The 12,318-nt window shown below is 50.7% G+C and carries 16 protein-coding genes and 1 pseudogene; 15 read left to right on the top strand and 2 right to left on the bottom strand.

The features are described from left to right. Positions 1-98: 98 nt before the first annotated feature. From rplC to IE074_RS12790, 15 genes are all read left to right on the top strand, one after another. Positions 99-788 carry a 50S ribosomal protein L3 gene (rplC, locus tag IE074_RS12860; RefSeq protein ID WP_189385890.1) on the top strand — a complete coding sequence of 230 codons (690 nt, stop codon included), beginning with the start codon at positions 99-101 and terminating at the stop codon, positions 786-788. After that, positions 788-1,408: a 50S ribosomal protein L4 gene (gene rplD, locus IE074_RS12855; RefSeq protein WP_189385858.1), complete on the top strand. Its 621-nt coding sequence runs from the start codon at positions 788-790 to the stop codon at positions 1,406-1,408. The genes rplC and rplD overlap by 1 nt, the downstream gene beginning before the upstream one ends. Continuing rightward, positions 1,405-1,707 carry a 50S ribosomal protein L23 gene (gene rplW, locus IE074_RS12850; RefSeq protein WP_169295588.1) on the top strand — a complete coding sequence of 101 codons (303 nt, stop codon included), beginning with the start codon at positions 1,405-1,407 and terminating at the stop codon, positions 1,705-1,707. The genes rplD and rplW overlap by 4 nt, the downstream gene beginning before the upstream one ends. Before the next feature lies 1 nt (position 1,708). Further along, on the top strand, positions 1,709-2,536 hold the full coding sequence (gene rplB / locus IE074_RS12845) for a 50S ribosomal protein L2 (RefSeq protein WP_189385857.1): 828 nt from the start codon (positions 1,709-1,711) through the stop codon (positions 2,534-2,536). Between the two features lie 14 nt (positions 2,537-2,550). Then, positions 2,551-2,826, top strand: a complete 276-nt coding sequence (gene rpsS / locus IE074_RS12840; RefSeq protein WP_169295586.1) for a 30S ribosomal protein S19 — start codon at positions 2,551-2,553, stop codon at positions 2,824-2,826. 3 nt (positions 2,827-2,829) lie between these two features. Beyond that, the gene (gene rplV, locus IE074_RS12835) at positions 2,830-3,159 is read left to right on the top strand and encodes a 50S ribosomal protein L22 (protein WP_169295585.1); all 330 of its coding nucleotides are present in this window, start codon (positions 2,830-2,832) and stop codon (positions 3,157-3,159) included. A 9-nt stretch (positions 3,160-3,168) separates the two neighbouring features. Next, positions 3,169-3,957: a 30S ribosomal protein S3 gene (rpsC, locus tag IE074_RS12830; protein ID WP_189385856.1), complete on the top strand. Its 789-nt coding sequence runs from the start codon at positions 3,169-3,171 to the stop codon at positions 3,955-3,957. A gap of 2 nt (positions 3,958-3,959) precedes the next feature. Continuing rightward, positions 3,960-4,376: a 50S ribosomal protein L16 gene (gene rplP, locus IE074_RS12825; RefSeq protein ID WP_169295583.1), complete on the top strand. Its 417-nt coding sequence runs from the start codon at positions 3,960-3,962 to the stop codon at positions 4,374-4,376. Between the two features lie 10 nt (positions 4,377-4,386). Then, complete coding sequence (rpmC, locus tag IE074_RS12820) at positions 4,387-4,578, top strand: 50S ribosomal protein L29 (protein WP_169295582.1); 192 nt, start codon at positions 4,387-4,389, stop codon at positions 4,576-4,578. Between the two features lies 1 nt (position 4,579). Further along, a complete protein-coding gene (gene rpsQ / locus IE074_RS12815; RefSeq protein WP_189385855.1) occupies positions 4,580-4,855 on the top strand; it encodes a 30S ribosomal protein S17 in 276 nt (91 codons plus the stop codon). 242 nt (positions 4,856-5,097) lie between these two features. Further along, positions 5,098-6,471 carry an FAD-binding oxidoreductase gene (locus tag IE074_RS12810; protein WP_189385854.1) on the top strand — a complete coding sequence of 458 codons (1,374 nt, stop codon included), beginning with the start codon at positions 5,098-5,100 and terminating at the stop codon, positions 6,469-6,471. Positions 6,472-6,506: 35 nt separating this feature from the next. Continuing rightward, positions 6,507-7,919, top strand: coding sequence for an FAD-binding oxidoreductase (locus tag IE074_RS12805; RefSeq protein WP_189385853.1), 1,413 nt, complete (start codon positions 6,507-6,509; stop codon positions 7,917-7,919). Positions 7,920-7,950: 31 nt separating this feature from the next. Next, positions 7,951-8,769 carry a 2-oxo-tetronate isomerase gene (gene otnI / locus IE074_RS12800; protein ID WP_189385852.1) on the top strand — a complete coding sequence of 273 codons (819 nt, stop codon included), beginning with the start codon at positions 7,951-7,953 and terminating at the stop codon, positions 8,767-8,769. Continuing rightward, positions 8,738-9,661, top strand: a complete 924-nt coding sequence (locus IE074_RS12795; protein WP_189385851.1) for an aldose 1-epimerase — start codon at positions 8,738-8,740, stop codon at positions 9,659-9,661. The genes otnI and IE074_RS12795 overlap by 32 nt, the downstream gene beginning before the upstream one ends. Positions 9,662-9,664: 3 nt before the next feature. Continuing rightward, positions 9,665-10,204, top strand: coding sequence for a YaeQ family protein (locus IE074_RS12790; protein WP_189385850.1), 540 nt, complete (start codon positions 9,665-9,667; stop codon positions 10,202-10,204). A 169-nt stretch (positions 10,205-10,373) separates the two neighbouring features. On the opposite strand, the gene IE074_RS12785 is transcribed toward IE074_RS12790, so the two are convergent. Both IE074_RS12785 and IE074_RS12780 read right to left on the bottom strand, forming a co-directional pair. Then, positions 10,374-11,354: a tripartite tricarboxylate transporter substrate-binding protein gene (locus IE074_RS12785; RefSeq protein ID WP_189385849.1), complete on the bottom strand. Its 981-nt coding sequence runs from the start codon at positions 11,352-11,354 to the stop codon at positions 10,374-10,376. A gap of 237 nt (positions 11,355-11,591) precedes the next feature. Further along, positions 11,592-12,318 (bottom strand): annotated as a pseudogene (locus tag IE074_RS12780) (tripartite tricarboxylate transporter permease); the annotation flags it as partial.

Raw genomic sequence — 12,318 nt, 5'->3', positions numbered from 1 at the left:
TAACGGTTAGGGATAAATTAACCCACAACACCAGTTCACTGCTGGTGTCAATTTATATATTAGGCCCAGCCAATCGTAGCTGGGGATTGGAGAAAATGATGTCGAATACGACACCTACACCTGCCGCTCATCGGCTGGGACTGTTGGGTCGCAAGGTTGGCATGATGCGTATTTTTACCGAGGAAGGCGAGTCCATCCCGGTAACAGTACTTGACGTATCAAACAACCGTGTTGCTCAAGTCAAGTCTCTGGAAACAGATGGTTATGCAGCGGTACAGGTTGCCTACGGCAGCCGTCGTGCAACTCGCGTAACAAAAGCACAAGCGGGTCACTATGCCAAAGCCGGCGTTGAAGCTGGTTCCATTCTTAAAGAGTTCCGTTTAGATCCTGCGAAAGCAGCTGAGTTTTCAGCTGGTGCTGCTTTGCCTGTTGAAAGCATTTTCGAGGCAGGCCAGAAAGTTGATGTTCAGGGTACAACAATCGGTAAAGGTTTTGCCGGTACCATCAAACGTCACAACTTCGGCGCACAACGCACTTCCCACGGTAACTCACGTTCACACCGTGTTCCCGGTTCTATCGGTATGGCGCAAGACCCAGGTCGCGTTTTCCCCGGTAAACGCATGTCCGGTCACATGGGTGATGTAACACGCACCGTACAAAATCTTGATATCGTTCGCGTCGATGCAGAACGTGGTCTTCTGTTGGTCAAGGGCGCAGTTCCCGGCCACAAAAATGCCGACGTTGTTGTGCTTCCAGCTATCAAAATGACTGTTAAAGGAGCAAAATAATGGATCTTAAGCTCCTGAATGAACAAGGTCAGGCTGCTGCTACCGTTAGCGCACCTGATACCGTTTTTGGCCGTGATTTTAACGAAGCCCTGATTCACCAGATCGTAGTTGCCTACCAGGCAAACGCACGTATGGGTGACCGTGCCCAGAAAGATCGTGCCGAAGTCAAACACAGCACCAAAAAACCATGGCGCCAGAAAGGCACTGGTCGTGCCCGTTCCGGTATGACATCTTCACCCATCTGGCGTGGAGGCGGTCGTGCATTCCCTAATTCACCTGAAGAAAACTTCAGCCAGAAAGTGAATAAGAAAATGTACCGTGCCGGTATCCGTTCCATCCTGTCACAATTGGCACGTGAAGATCGCATCGCTGTTGTCGAGTCTTTCTCTTTTGATACGCCCAAAACAAAACTGGCTGCTAGCAAATTGAAAGCAATGGGTCTGGATTCCGTTTTGGTTATTACCGATGTAGTAGACGAGAACACCTACCTGGCAACCCGCAACCTGCCACACGTAGCCGTTGTAGAACCGCGTTACGCTGATCCTCTTTCTTTGGTCCACTACAAAAAAGTGTTGATCACGAAAGCGGCTATCGCTCAATTTGAGGAGATGCTGGGATGAAAGCAGAACGTTTATTGCAAGTAATTTTGGCGCCGGTCATCACAGAAAAAGCAACTTTTATTGCTGAATCTGGCGAGAAACCGCAATTTGCATTGCGTGTCGCTCCTGATGCAACCAAACCAGAAGTCAAGGCAGCTGTTGAGTTGCTTTTCAAAGTAGAAGTTGAGTCTGTCTCTGTTCTGAACCGTAAAGGTAAAGTAAAACGTGCTGGTCGTTTCGTCGGTCGTCGCCGTGCAAACCGTATCGCTTACGTTTCACTCAAAAAAGGTCAAGAGCTTGACTTTTCGGAGGTGAACTAAGATGGCATTAGTTAAAACTAAACCCACATCAGCCGGTCGCCGCGGTATGGTAAAAGTGGTTACTCCAGGCTTGCACAAAGGTCTTCCTTTTGCCGCTTTGGTAGAATCCAAGAAACGTGGTTCCGGCCGTAATAACAACGGTCATATTACTGTCCGCCATCGTGGCGGTGGTCATAAGTCCCACTACCGTATTGTCGATTTCCGTCGCAACAAAGATGGCATTCCAGCCAAAGTAGAGCGTCTGGAATACGATCCTAACCGTACTGCACATATTGCATTGCTTTGCTATGCAGATGGCGAGCGTCGCTACATCATCGCTCCTCGTGGCCTTGAAGTTGGTGCAACAGTCGTGTCTGGCCTGGAAGTGCCCGTGCGTACAGGTAATGCAGCGGCTATCCGCAATATTCCAGTTGGTACAACCATTCACTGTATTGAAATGCTGCCTGGCAAAGGTGCCCAAATGGCACGTTCAGCAGGTGCATCAGCAGTCCTGATGGCCCGTGAAGGTACTTACGCCCAGATCCGTCTGCGTTCTGGCGAAGTTCGTCGCGTTCACATCGACTGCCGTGCAACCATTGGTGAAGTGGGTAACGAAGAACACAGCTTGCGTCAAATCGGTAAAGCCGGTGCAGTTCGCTGGCGCGGTATCCGTCCTACCGTTCGTGGTGTTGCCATGAACCCGGTCGATCACCCACATGGTGGTGGTGAAGGACGTACTGGCGAGGCTCGTGAGCCAGTCAGCCCATGGGGTACTCCAGCGAAAGGCTTCAAAACCCGCCGCAACAAGCGTACAGACAATATGATTGTCTCACGTCGCAAGCGTAAATAAGGGGCGATACTAATATGTCACGTTCTATTAAAAAAGGCCCATTCGTCGATGCCCACTTGGTTAAAAAAGTGGAAGCAGCTGTCGATGGCAAAGAGAAAAAGCCGATCAAAACCTGGTCGCGTCGTTCAACCATCCTTCCTGATTTTATCGGATTGACAATTGCCGTTCATAACGGTCGTCAACATGTTCCGGTTTATGTTAACGAAAATATGGTTGGTCATAAGCTTGGCGAATTCGCACACACACGTACCTACAAAGGTCACGCTGCGGATAAAAAGTCAAAGAGGTAAGTGATGGAAACTACAGCCGTAATTCGTGGTGTACATATTTCTGCGCAAAAAACGCGTCTTGTTGCGGACATGGTCCGTGGCAAGCCCGTTGCCCAGGCGCTGAATATTCTTACATTCACACCTAAAAAAGCCGCCGGTATCGTTAAGAAAGCCCTTGAATCAGCAATTGCTAACGCAGAGCATAACGATGGTGCCGATATTGATGAGTTGAAAGTCACTACAATTTATGTAGACAAAGCTCAGTCAATGAAGCGATTCTCCGCTCGCGCCAAAGGCCGCGGTAACCGTATCGAGAAGCAGACTTGCCACATTGTGGTCAAAGTCGGCGTTTAAGGAGTCACAATGGGTCAGAAAATTCACCCTATAGGGTTCCGTCTCGCAGTGAATCGTAACTGGAGTTCACGCTGGTACGCTGACAACAAAGACTTTGGCACAATGCTTGCCGAAGACGTCCGTGTGCGTGAGTACCTGAAACGTAAACTGAAAAGCGCATCTGTTGGTCGTGTGCTTATCGAGCGCCCTGCCAAGAATGCACGTATCACCGTTTTCTCAGCACGTCCTGGTGTTGTAATCGGTAAACGTGGTGAAGATATTGAAGGATTGAAACTTGATCTGCAACGCCTGATGGGTGTTCCGGTTCACGTCAATATCGAAGAAATCCGCAAGCCTGAAACCGATGCACAGCTGATCGCCGATTCCATCGCCCAGCAGCTTGAAAAACGTATCATGTTCCGTCGTGCCATGAAACGCGCCATGCAAAATGCAATGCGCCTGGGTGCACAGGGTATCAAGATCATGTCTTCAGGCCGTTTGAATGGTATCGAGATTGCCCGTACAGAATGGTATCGTGAAGGTCGTGTACCTTTGCATACACTGCGTGCAATCATTGATTATGGTACATCTGAAGCACAAACCACCTACGGTATCATTGGTATCAAGGTTTGGGTTTACAAAGGCGACTTGCTGCCTAATGGTGAAATGCCTGCAGAACCTGCAGCCGCACCCCGTGATGATGAGCGTCGTACACGTCGTCCACGCGGTGATCGTCCTGATGGTCAGCGTCGTCCAGGCGGCCGTGGCCGTGGTGGTCGCAAGGCAGCTGAAGCAGCACCTGCGCCAGAAGGAGAATAAACATGTTATCACCAGCACGTAGAAAATACCGTAAAGAGCAGAAAGGCCGTAACACCGGTCTGGCTACTCGCGGTACCAACGTCAACTTTGGCGATTTTGGTTTGAAAGCAACCGGTCGTGGCCGTCTGACTGCACGTCAGATCGAGGCAGCCCGTCGTGCAATGACTCGCCATATTAAACGTGGCGGCCGTATCTGGATCCGTATCTTCCCCGATAAGCCAATTTCACAGAAACCTGCTGAAGTTCGTATGGGTAAAGGTAAAGGTAATCCCGAGTTTTGGGTCGCTGAAATTCAACCAGGCAAAGTTCTGTACGAGATGGATGGTGTAAGTGAAGAGCTTGCCCGTGAAGCTTTCCGTCTGGCAGCCGCCAAGTTGCCTATTTCGACGACATTTGTAAATCGTCACTTGGGCTCTTAAGGGGATCTTTATGAAAGCTAGTGAACTACGTTCAAAAGACGCAACCGAGCTGAATAAAGAGCTCGAGAGCTTGCTGCGTGCACAATTCAACCTGCGTATGCAGCGTGCCACCCAGCAACTTTCTAACACCAGCCAGTTAGGCAAAGTACGTCGTGACATTGCTCGCGTTCGTACAGTATTAACTGAGAAAGCAGGAAAGTAACATGAGCGAAACTCAAACACCCGCCAAGCGTCAGCGTACCCTGATCGGTAAAGTGGTTAGCAACAAAATGGATAAAACAGTGGTTGTTCAGGTTGAACGCCGTGTTAAGCATCCTTTGTATGGCAAAATCATTGTCCGCTCAAACAAATACAAAGCGCATGACGAAGCAAACCAGTATAACGAAGGCGATACAGTGGAAATCGCTGAAGGCCGTCCCATTTCACGCAGCAAATCGTGGAGTGTTGTACGTCTGATCGAAGCCTCTCGCATTATCTGATAACAGGGCAGGTTCAGGCCTGCCTTGCCAACGATACAAGCAGTCTTCCTTATACCGGATGTCAGTAAGAAACCTCGCCTTGTGCGAGGTTTTTTCTTGTGTGTCTACTTGGTGCCATTGCCCGTTGTCTTGGGGTGGAAATGAAAAAATCATTTTTGTACCCTGCTTGTGAAATGATCAATAAGTGGCCACACAAGAAGTTATTATTGAGTGTTAAAGCGATTTGCAGTTAGAAGGATACAATGAAAAACAGTTCTCCATCATTTAATGCTTTGCTGGCCAGTGTGCCACATATTGCCAGCCCGGACCAAATGCAGCGTCACATGAGTGACATGAGCGGTTATGAAGGTGCCATGCCGGCGGTGGTGTTTCGGCCTGTTTCCACCGAACAGGTCTCGGCGATTGTGAAAACCTGTGTGGCTGAAAACAGGAAAATCACCATACAGGGTGGCCTGACCGGCCTGGCCGGTGGCGCATGTGCCGATGCCGGTGATGTGGTTATTTCCCTGGAAAGCATGAACCGAGTGGAAGAAATTGACACCATTGGCGGTGTCGCAATTGTGCAGGCGGGTGTCATACTTGAAAACCTGTGTCATGCCGTTCAGCAGGAAGATTGGTATTTTCCGCTGGATTTCGGCTCGCGCGGCTCCTGCCTGATTGGTGGCAATGTTTCCACCAATGCCGGTGGCAACAAGGTGCTGCGTTATGGCACTACCCGTGACCTGGTGCTGGGCATGGAAGTCGTGCTTCCTGATGGCACCATATTGAATATGCTTAACCGGGTTATCAAGAACAATACCGGCCTGGACCTTAAGCATCTGTTCATTGGTACCGAAGGACGTCTGGGCATTATTACCCGTTTGTCCCTACGCCTGTTTCCTAACCCGCAAACCCGGGCTACCGCCCTGGTCGCCCTGGATTCTTTTGATCACGTTACCCGTATGCTGAAAGAGGCACGTTCTGCCTTGCCCGACTTATCCAGCTTTGAGGTGATGTGGCAAAGCTATCTGGTACAGGCCGCCTTGCATGCAAACAAAGAGCTCCCTTTTGAGGGGAGCTATCCCATTTATGTGCTGCTAGAAATTGAAGGTGCCGATAAGGACACGTTTCATGATGGTTTTCATGCGTTCCTTGAGTTTTTAATTGAAAGTGAAATTGGCCGTGACGTGATTGTGCCGCAAACACTGGAGCAGGCAGATTCTCTTTGGCAGATCCGCGATGCCATTGGTGAAATTCTGCGTAGTATCAGACCTTACGTGGCTTTTGATATTGGCATACCACTTAAACATATGCCGGCTTTTATTGAACAGGTTACCGCCGTCCTTGAAAAAGAATACCCCCAAGCCATCAACCTGCTGTTTGGTCATCTGGGTGATGGCAACCTGCACCTGACCACCGGCAAGCTGCAAGAGAAGGAAATCTTTGCCGTTGAAGAGCTGGTTTATCAGACTGCTTCAGGCTTTGGCGGAAGCATTTCAGCCGAGCATGGTATTGGGCGGATCAAGAAACCATTTTTGAAATACAGCCGCAGCCGGGAAGAACTGGATTTGATGAGCGCCATTAAGAACCTGATCAATCCCCGGGATATTTTCAATGCCGGCCGTATTGTGGATTAATGGTTCAACAGGATAATTAACAGGATAGACAAACAATGAGCTATAACTCCCCCATGAAAGAAGTACGTAAACTGTCTGATGAAGCCCGCGCCGCTTTCCAGGCCGCTTTTGGTGACCGCTTCATAACCACGCAAGCCGTGCGCGAACATCACGGTAGTGATGAGTCTCCATATCCGGCCTGTCCACCCGAAGCGGTTATTTTTCCGCACAATGCCGATGAAGTGGTCACGGTTGTCAATTTGTGCAACCAGTATGATGTGCCCCTGATTCCTTTTGGTATTGGTTCTTCCATTGAAGGTCATGTGCTGGCGATTGAAGGGGGTATTTCCCTGGACTTCACGGAAATGAACAAGGTGCTGGACGTGAGTCCCGGTGATTTTACCGTGACGGTGGAGCCGGGCGTGATCCGTACCCGGCTGAATGAGGAGATCAGGCATACAGGCCTGTTTTTCCCGATTGACCCGGGTGCGCATGCTTCTATTGGTGGCATGACCGCTACCCGTGCCTCGGGTACCAATGCCGTGCGTTATGGCACCATGCGTGAAAACGTGGTTTCCCTGAAAGTGGTTACGGCAGATGGCAAAATCATCCGTACCGGCAGCCATGCGCGCAAATCATCGGCCGGTTACGACTTGACCCGTCTGTTTGTGGGCAGCGAAGGGACCTTGGGTGTTATTGTTGAAATTACCCTGCGTGTTTATCCCATCCCCGAAGCCATTTCAGCCGCCATTTGCAACTTCGAAACCCTGGAGTCTGCCGTGGAATGCGTTAACCAGATCATGCAAACGGGTATCGAAATTGGCCGGGTTGAGTTTATTGATGAGCAGGGCGTGAAGGCCGCCAATCAATACAGCAAGTTAAGCCTGAAAGAAAGCCCGATGTTGTTGTTTGAATTTACCGGTTCCGCTTCCAGTGTCAAGGAACAAATCGAGATCGTGCAGGAAATTGCCAAAGATAATGGCGGGATGGATTTTGAATGGGCCGAGCACCAGGAAGACCGTAACCGTTTGTGGACGGCACGGCATAACCTGTACTTTGCCTGCCTGCAATTGCGCCCGGGCGCGCGCTCTATTACCACCGATGTTTGCGTGCCTATCTCGCGACTGGCCGAGTGCGTGACTGAAACGGCCAAAGACCTGGAAAACAAGCCTTTTCCATGGTCTATTCTGGGTCATGTGGGTGATGGCAATTTCCACGTGCTTATGATGATAGACCCTGAAGACCCGCAAGAATGGGCCATGGCAGAAGAAATCAATAACCGGGTGGTGCAGCGGGCCATAGATATGAACGGCACCTGCACCGGCGAACACGGTATTGGTATTCACAAAATGAATTTCCTTAAAAAGGAACATGGTGAAGATGCCATCCACCTGATGCGTTTGCTCAAGCACGCCTATGATCCGAAAAACATCCTGAATCCCGGCAAAATGATTTCCTGGGAAGCATAATGGTTGATGGTTTACTGACAAGCGAATAGCCATGCTCAAGTTTGCGGCCAATCTTTCCATGATGTACACCGAAGTTCCCTTTCTTGAACGTTTTGCCCTGGCGGCAAACGATCAGTTCAAAGGCGTGGAATTTTTGTTTCCCTATGAGTACAGTGCGGCAGAAATAGCCCGTCAACTGTCTCTTAACGGGCTTGAGCAGGTTTTGTTCAATGCCGTGCCGGGTAACTGGGATGCCGGAGAACGTGGGCTGGCCTGCTTGCCTGGACGGCAGGCACAGTGTCTGGCTGGTGTGGAAAAGGCCCTGGAATATGCCGTTGTCCTGGGCAACCGGCGTATTCACTTCATGGCTGGTATTGTTCCTGATGACCTGAATCAGGCATTGGCGCATGAGTATTACTGCCAGAACCTGTCGCGGGCAGCTGCCCTGGCTGCCCAGGCCGGGGTAACGTTATTGATTGAACCTATTAATCCGTTTGACATGCCGGGGTATTTTTTAACCACCCAGCAACAGGCCCACCAGGTCATTGAATTGCTTAATCTGTCCAATATCAAGGTGCAAATGGACTTATACCATTGTCAGATTGTTGAAGGTGACTTAAGCAGAAAACTGGCCACTTATTTGCCAGGCGGTCGGGTGGGACATGTGCAGATTGCCGGTGTCCCCCATCGGCATGAACCCGATAACGGGGAGCTTAATATTGGCTATCTGTTTGGCTTGCTCAGGCAACTGGATTATCAGCACTGGATCGGATGCGAATACCGTCCGGCCGGGCGCACCCGTGAAGGACTGGCCTGGCTTGAACAGGAAAGGCGTAAAAATGAAGGTGAAAAACGTGCAGCAATGCCTTGAACTGAAAGCGGGTGATGCCCGTCTGGTAGTGGCCCCTCATATTGGCGGGGCCATTGTTGCTTATAAACATGTGCTGGCGGACCGGGAATATCACTGGCTGCGTCCGGTTGATCCTGTGCATGTGCAAAACCGGGATGTATCCGGGATGGCCAGTTTTCCGCTGGTGCCATGGGCCGGGCGTCTTCGTGATGGCCGTTTCGTGTATGAAGGCCGCCGTATTCATTACCCCTCACAGAAAAAAGATTCGCCACATAGCATTCATGGGTTTTTACGAAACCGTATATGGCAGGTCACGGAACATACAGACAACCGGCTGGTGATTGAGTACGTGCATGAGCCCGACGACTGGCCTTTCGCCTTCAGGGCGCAACAGGTGTTCGCACTTGATGAAAACAATCTGACCATCTACCTGGACATCAGTAATACCGGGCAACACAGCATGCCACTTGGGATGGGGCATCACCCTTATTTTCCCAAAAACGAACATACCCGCTTGACGGCGCGGGTTGGGAAGGCCTGGTACGGAGACCAGGATGTGATGCCGGTCAGGCTGGCTGAGCACCCGCTTGCCCCGGAAATGGCACGGGGGATTGATGTTGCCCGGCATGCGCTGGATACCCCTTTCATGGATTGGGAGCATGAGGCGCAAATCAGCTGGCCCGATGAACAACGCAAACTGGTGATGACGGCTGATGCACCGTTTGATTTTCTGATCGTGTACAGCCCGGAAGGTGCGCCCTGGTTTTGTGCCGAACCTTTTAGCAATGTGACCGATTGTTTTAATATGCGGCATACCCATTCGGCCCGGGAAGTGGGCGGGCAGGATGTGTTGCCGGGCCAAACCGTGAAGACCCGGTTCAGCCTGACTCCGGTTTTATATAAGGATGATTAATTCATGGCACTTGGTGCAACAATCTATAAAGCAGAAATCAATATTGCCGATAATGACCGCGCATATTATGGCAGCCATGCCGTTACCGTCGCCCGGCATCCATCAGAAACCGAAGAGCGGCTCATGATTCGGATCCTGGCCTATGCACTGTACGAAAATGGTGATGAAAGGCTGACATTTACGCGGGGCCTGAGTGAAGTTGATGAGCCCGATTTATGGCGTAAAGACCTGACAGGCACTATTTTGCAATGGATAGAAACGGGCTTGCCCGATGACCGCCGCCTGTTGAAGGCCTGCGGGCGTGCCGGGCAGGTGGTTGTGCTGGCTTATGGGCGCAATGTCGCTATCTGGTGGGCAAGTATGGCCAGCAAGCTTGAGCGGGCCCGTAATCTGAAAGTATATGTGCTTCCGGTGGAGTCAACCCAAAAACTGGCGGCCTTGGCAGACCGGAACATGATCTTGCATTTTAATAGGCAGGATGGAACTGTTTGGGTTTCTTCAGACAAAGCAGAGGCGGAGATAGAAATCCAGGCCTTGAATTGATGCTCTTTTTTCCGCATCCCGGAAGCCAAAAGAGTAATGAAAAGCACCCCAGGCGTGTCATGAAAAACGGCCTGGGGTGCTTTTGAAGTTTGACGCTACGGCTTATTGGCCAGGTTTGTCAGGCTGACCGGGATCTCTTGTGTTTCTGTAGCGGTAAACCGGTTAACGATTAATTAACGTTCATGCCTTCGGCTTGCAGGATAGGACCCCATTTTTTGATTTCAGCATCTACCCAGTTTTTCAGGGATTCAGGGGTCTGTCTTTCTTCGCTGACAATTTCAGCGCCAAGATCGGCCATTTTCTTTTTGAAGGGTTCTGATTTGAGCGCTTCTTTAAGGGCCCCATTGAACTTGGTGATGACTGGCTCTGGCGTGCCTTTGGGCGCATAAATACCATGCCAGACTTTAAAATCGAAGCCTTTCAGGCCCTGTTCGTCAAGGGTGGGTGCGTCAGGCAGTTTGCTGATGCGGTCTTTGGTGGTTACACCGTAGAATTTGACGGTTTTTGCATCGATGTGTGGAATGGTTTGTGTGGTTTGGTCACACAGGATATCAACCTGCTTGCCCAGCAAGGCAGTCATGGCAGGACCGGTTCCCTGGAAGGGAATGGTGGTGAATTTGGTATCAATGGCCTGTTGCAGCAATGAACCGCACAGTTGTGAAACGGCACCCGGGCCGGCATTGGCCAGGTTGATGGTATCTGCATTTTGCTTGGCGTATTCAATGAATTCCTGCAAGTTGTTGGGCGGGAAGTCGGCACGTGCCAACAAGGTCATGGGGACGTCAACCACTTCACCTACATATTCAAAGCTGTTAAGCGGATCGAACTTCAGGTTTTTGTACAGGGCAGGTGCCGTTGCCATGCCATTGTGGTGAAGGAAAAATGTATACCCATCGGGTTTTGAATTGGCGATATGGGCGGCGGCAACCGTGCCGCCTGCACCGGTTTTGTTTTCAACAACAATGGGTTGTTTGAGGATTTTACCCAGTTCCGCACCCAGGGAGCGGGCGACAACATCAGTAGGACCGCCGGCAGCAAAAGGAACAACCAGCGTGATGGGATGCTCGGGATATTCGGCATGCGCCGCACCCGTGCCCATCGCAAACAAGGCAATCGTAAGGCTGGTCAGTTTCAGGAATTTGGATGTCATGTTGTGATCTCCGGAAATGTGGAAGAGCAGGCACAAAAGCCTGTTCTTTAAAAAATGGACACAAATAGTGTAACGATTTTTAAGGTAATTGCCGTTTTTATTTTGTTAAGCAAGCGTTATGTAAACTGAAAATTTGATGCTTGTTGTTTGGTTTAACTGAGTAACCAAGTTTCAACAAGATAAAAAAAGGCAGGTCAATAAACCTGCCTTTGCTTAACGATCAATATTTAAAGTAGATCAATCCTCTTCCACAAACGTTTCTTCACGTTTCTTGCGGATGGAGGGTGAGGCCACCAGAATGACCAGGCCAAGCGCCATTAACAGCAGGGTCAGTGACAGCGGACGCTCGACAAAAGTCAGGAAGTCGCCCCGGGACAGCAACAGTGCCCGACGGAAGTTCTCTTCCATCATCGGGCCCAGTACCAGGCCCAGCAACAGCGGTGCGCCTTCACACTTCAGTTTGGTCCAGATATAGCCAATGATGCCAAAGATACCCATCGTATAGATATCAAACGCGTTGTAGTTCAGCGAGTACACCCCAATCGTGCAGAACAGCAGAATCGCCGGGAACAGGACACGGTAAGGCACTTTGAGCAGTTTGACCCACAAGCCAATNTGCCAATCCACATGGACACGATCAGGCCCCAAAACAGTTCAGGGTGGCTGCTCATGACCTGCGGACCGGGCTGGATGTTGTGAATCGTCATGGCACCCACCATCAGGGCCATCACGGCGTTACCGGGAATACCCAGGGTCAGCAATGGAATGAACGAGGTTTGTGCCGCCGCGTTGTTGGCCGACTCGGGGCCGGCCAGACCGGCCGGATGACCCTTGCCAAAACGCTCGGGGGTTTTGGAGATTTTCTTCTCCAGGGTGTAAGAAGCAAACGACGACAGGACTGCACCGCCACCGGGCAGGATACCCAGGGCCGAACCCAGCATGGTACCGCGCAACACGGCTGGTG

It is taken from the genome of Advenella faeciporci, assembly GCF_014652395.1.
GTDB lineage: Bacteria > Pseudomonadota > Gammaproteobacteria > Burkholderiales > Burkholderiaceae_B > Advenella > Advenella faeciporci.
Note: the sequence above shows the minus strand (reverse complement) of the source record. Positions and strands in the feature narration are given on the sequence as shown.

Coding starts and splice junctions, on each gene's coding strand:
- IE074_RS12790 (WP_189385850.1), top strand. CDS start 9,665: ATGGCACTTGGTGCAACAATCTATAAAGCAGAAATCAATATTGCCGAT.
- IE074_RS12785 (WP_189385849.1), bottom strand. CDS start 11,354: ATGACATCCAAATTCCTGAAACTGACCAGCCTTACGATTGCCTTGTTT.
- rplW (WP_169295588.1), top strand. CDS start 1,405: ATGAAAGCAGAACGTTTATTGCAAGTAATTTTGGCGCCGGTCATCACA.
- IE074_RS12810 (WP_189385854.1), top strand. CDS start 5,098: ATGAAAAACAGTTCTCCATCATTTAATGCTTTGCTGGCCAGTGTGCCA.
- rpsQ (WP_189385855.1), top strand. CDS start 4,580: ATGAGCGAAACTCAAACACCCGCCAAGCGTCAGCGTACCCTGATCGGT.
- rplD (WP_189385858.1), top strand. CDS start 788: ATGGATCTTAAGCTCCTGAATGAACAAGGTCAGGCTGCTGCTACCGTT.
- rplP (WP_169295583.1), top strand. CDS start 3,960: ATGTTATCACCAGCACGTAGAAAATACCGTAAAGAGCAGAAAGGCCGT.
- rpmC (WP_169295582.1), top strand. CDS start 4,387: ATGAAAGCTAGTGAACTACGTTCAAAAGACGCAACCGAGCTGAATAAA.
- rplV (WP_169295585.1), top strand. CDS start 2,830: ATGGAAACTACAGCCGTAATTCGTGGTGTACATATTTCTGCGCAAAAA.
- IE074_RS12805 (WP_189385853.1), top strand. CDS start 6,507: ATGAGCTATAACTCCCCCATGAAAGAAGTACGTAAACTGTCTGATGAA.
- otnI (WP_189385852.1), top strand. CDS start 7,951: ATGCTCAAGTTTGCGGCCAATCTTTCCATGATGTACACCGAAGTTCCC.
- rplC (WP_189385890.1), top strand. CDS start 99: ATGTCGAATACGACACCTACACCTGCCGCTCATCGGCTGGGACTGTTG.
- rpsC (WP_189385856.1), top strand. CDS start 3,169: ATGGGTCAGAAAATTCACCCTATAGGGTTCCGTCTCGCAGTGAATCGT.
- IE074_RS12795 (WP_189385851.1), top strand. CDS start 8,738: ATGAAGGTGAAAAACGTGCAGCAATGCCTTGAACTGAAAGCGGGTGAT.
- rpsS (WP_169295586.1), top strand. CDS start 2,551: ATGTCACGTTCTATTAAAAAAGGCCCATTCGTCGATGCCCACTTGGTT.
- rplB (WP_189385857.1), top strand. CDS start 1,709: ATGGCATTAGTTAAAACTAAACCCACATCAGCCGGTCGCCGCGGTATG.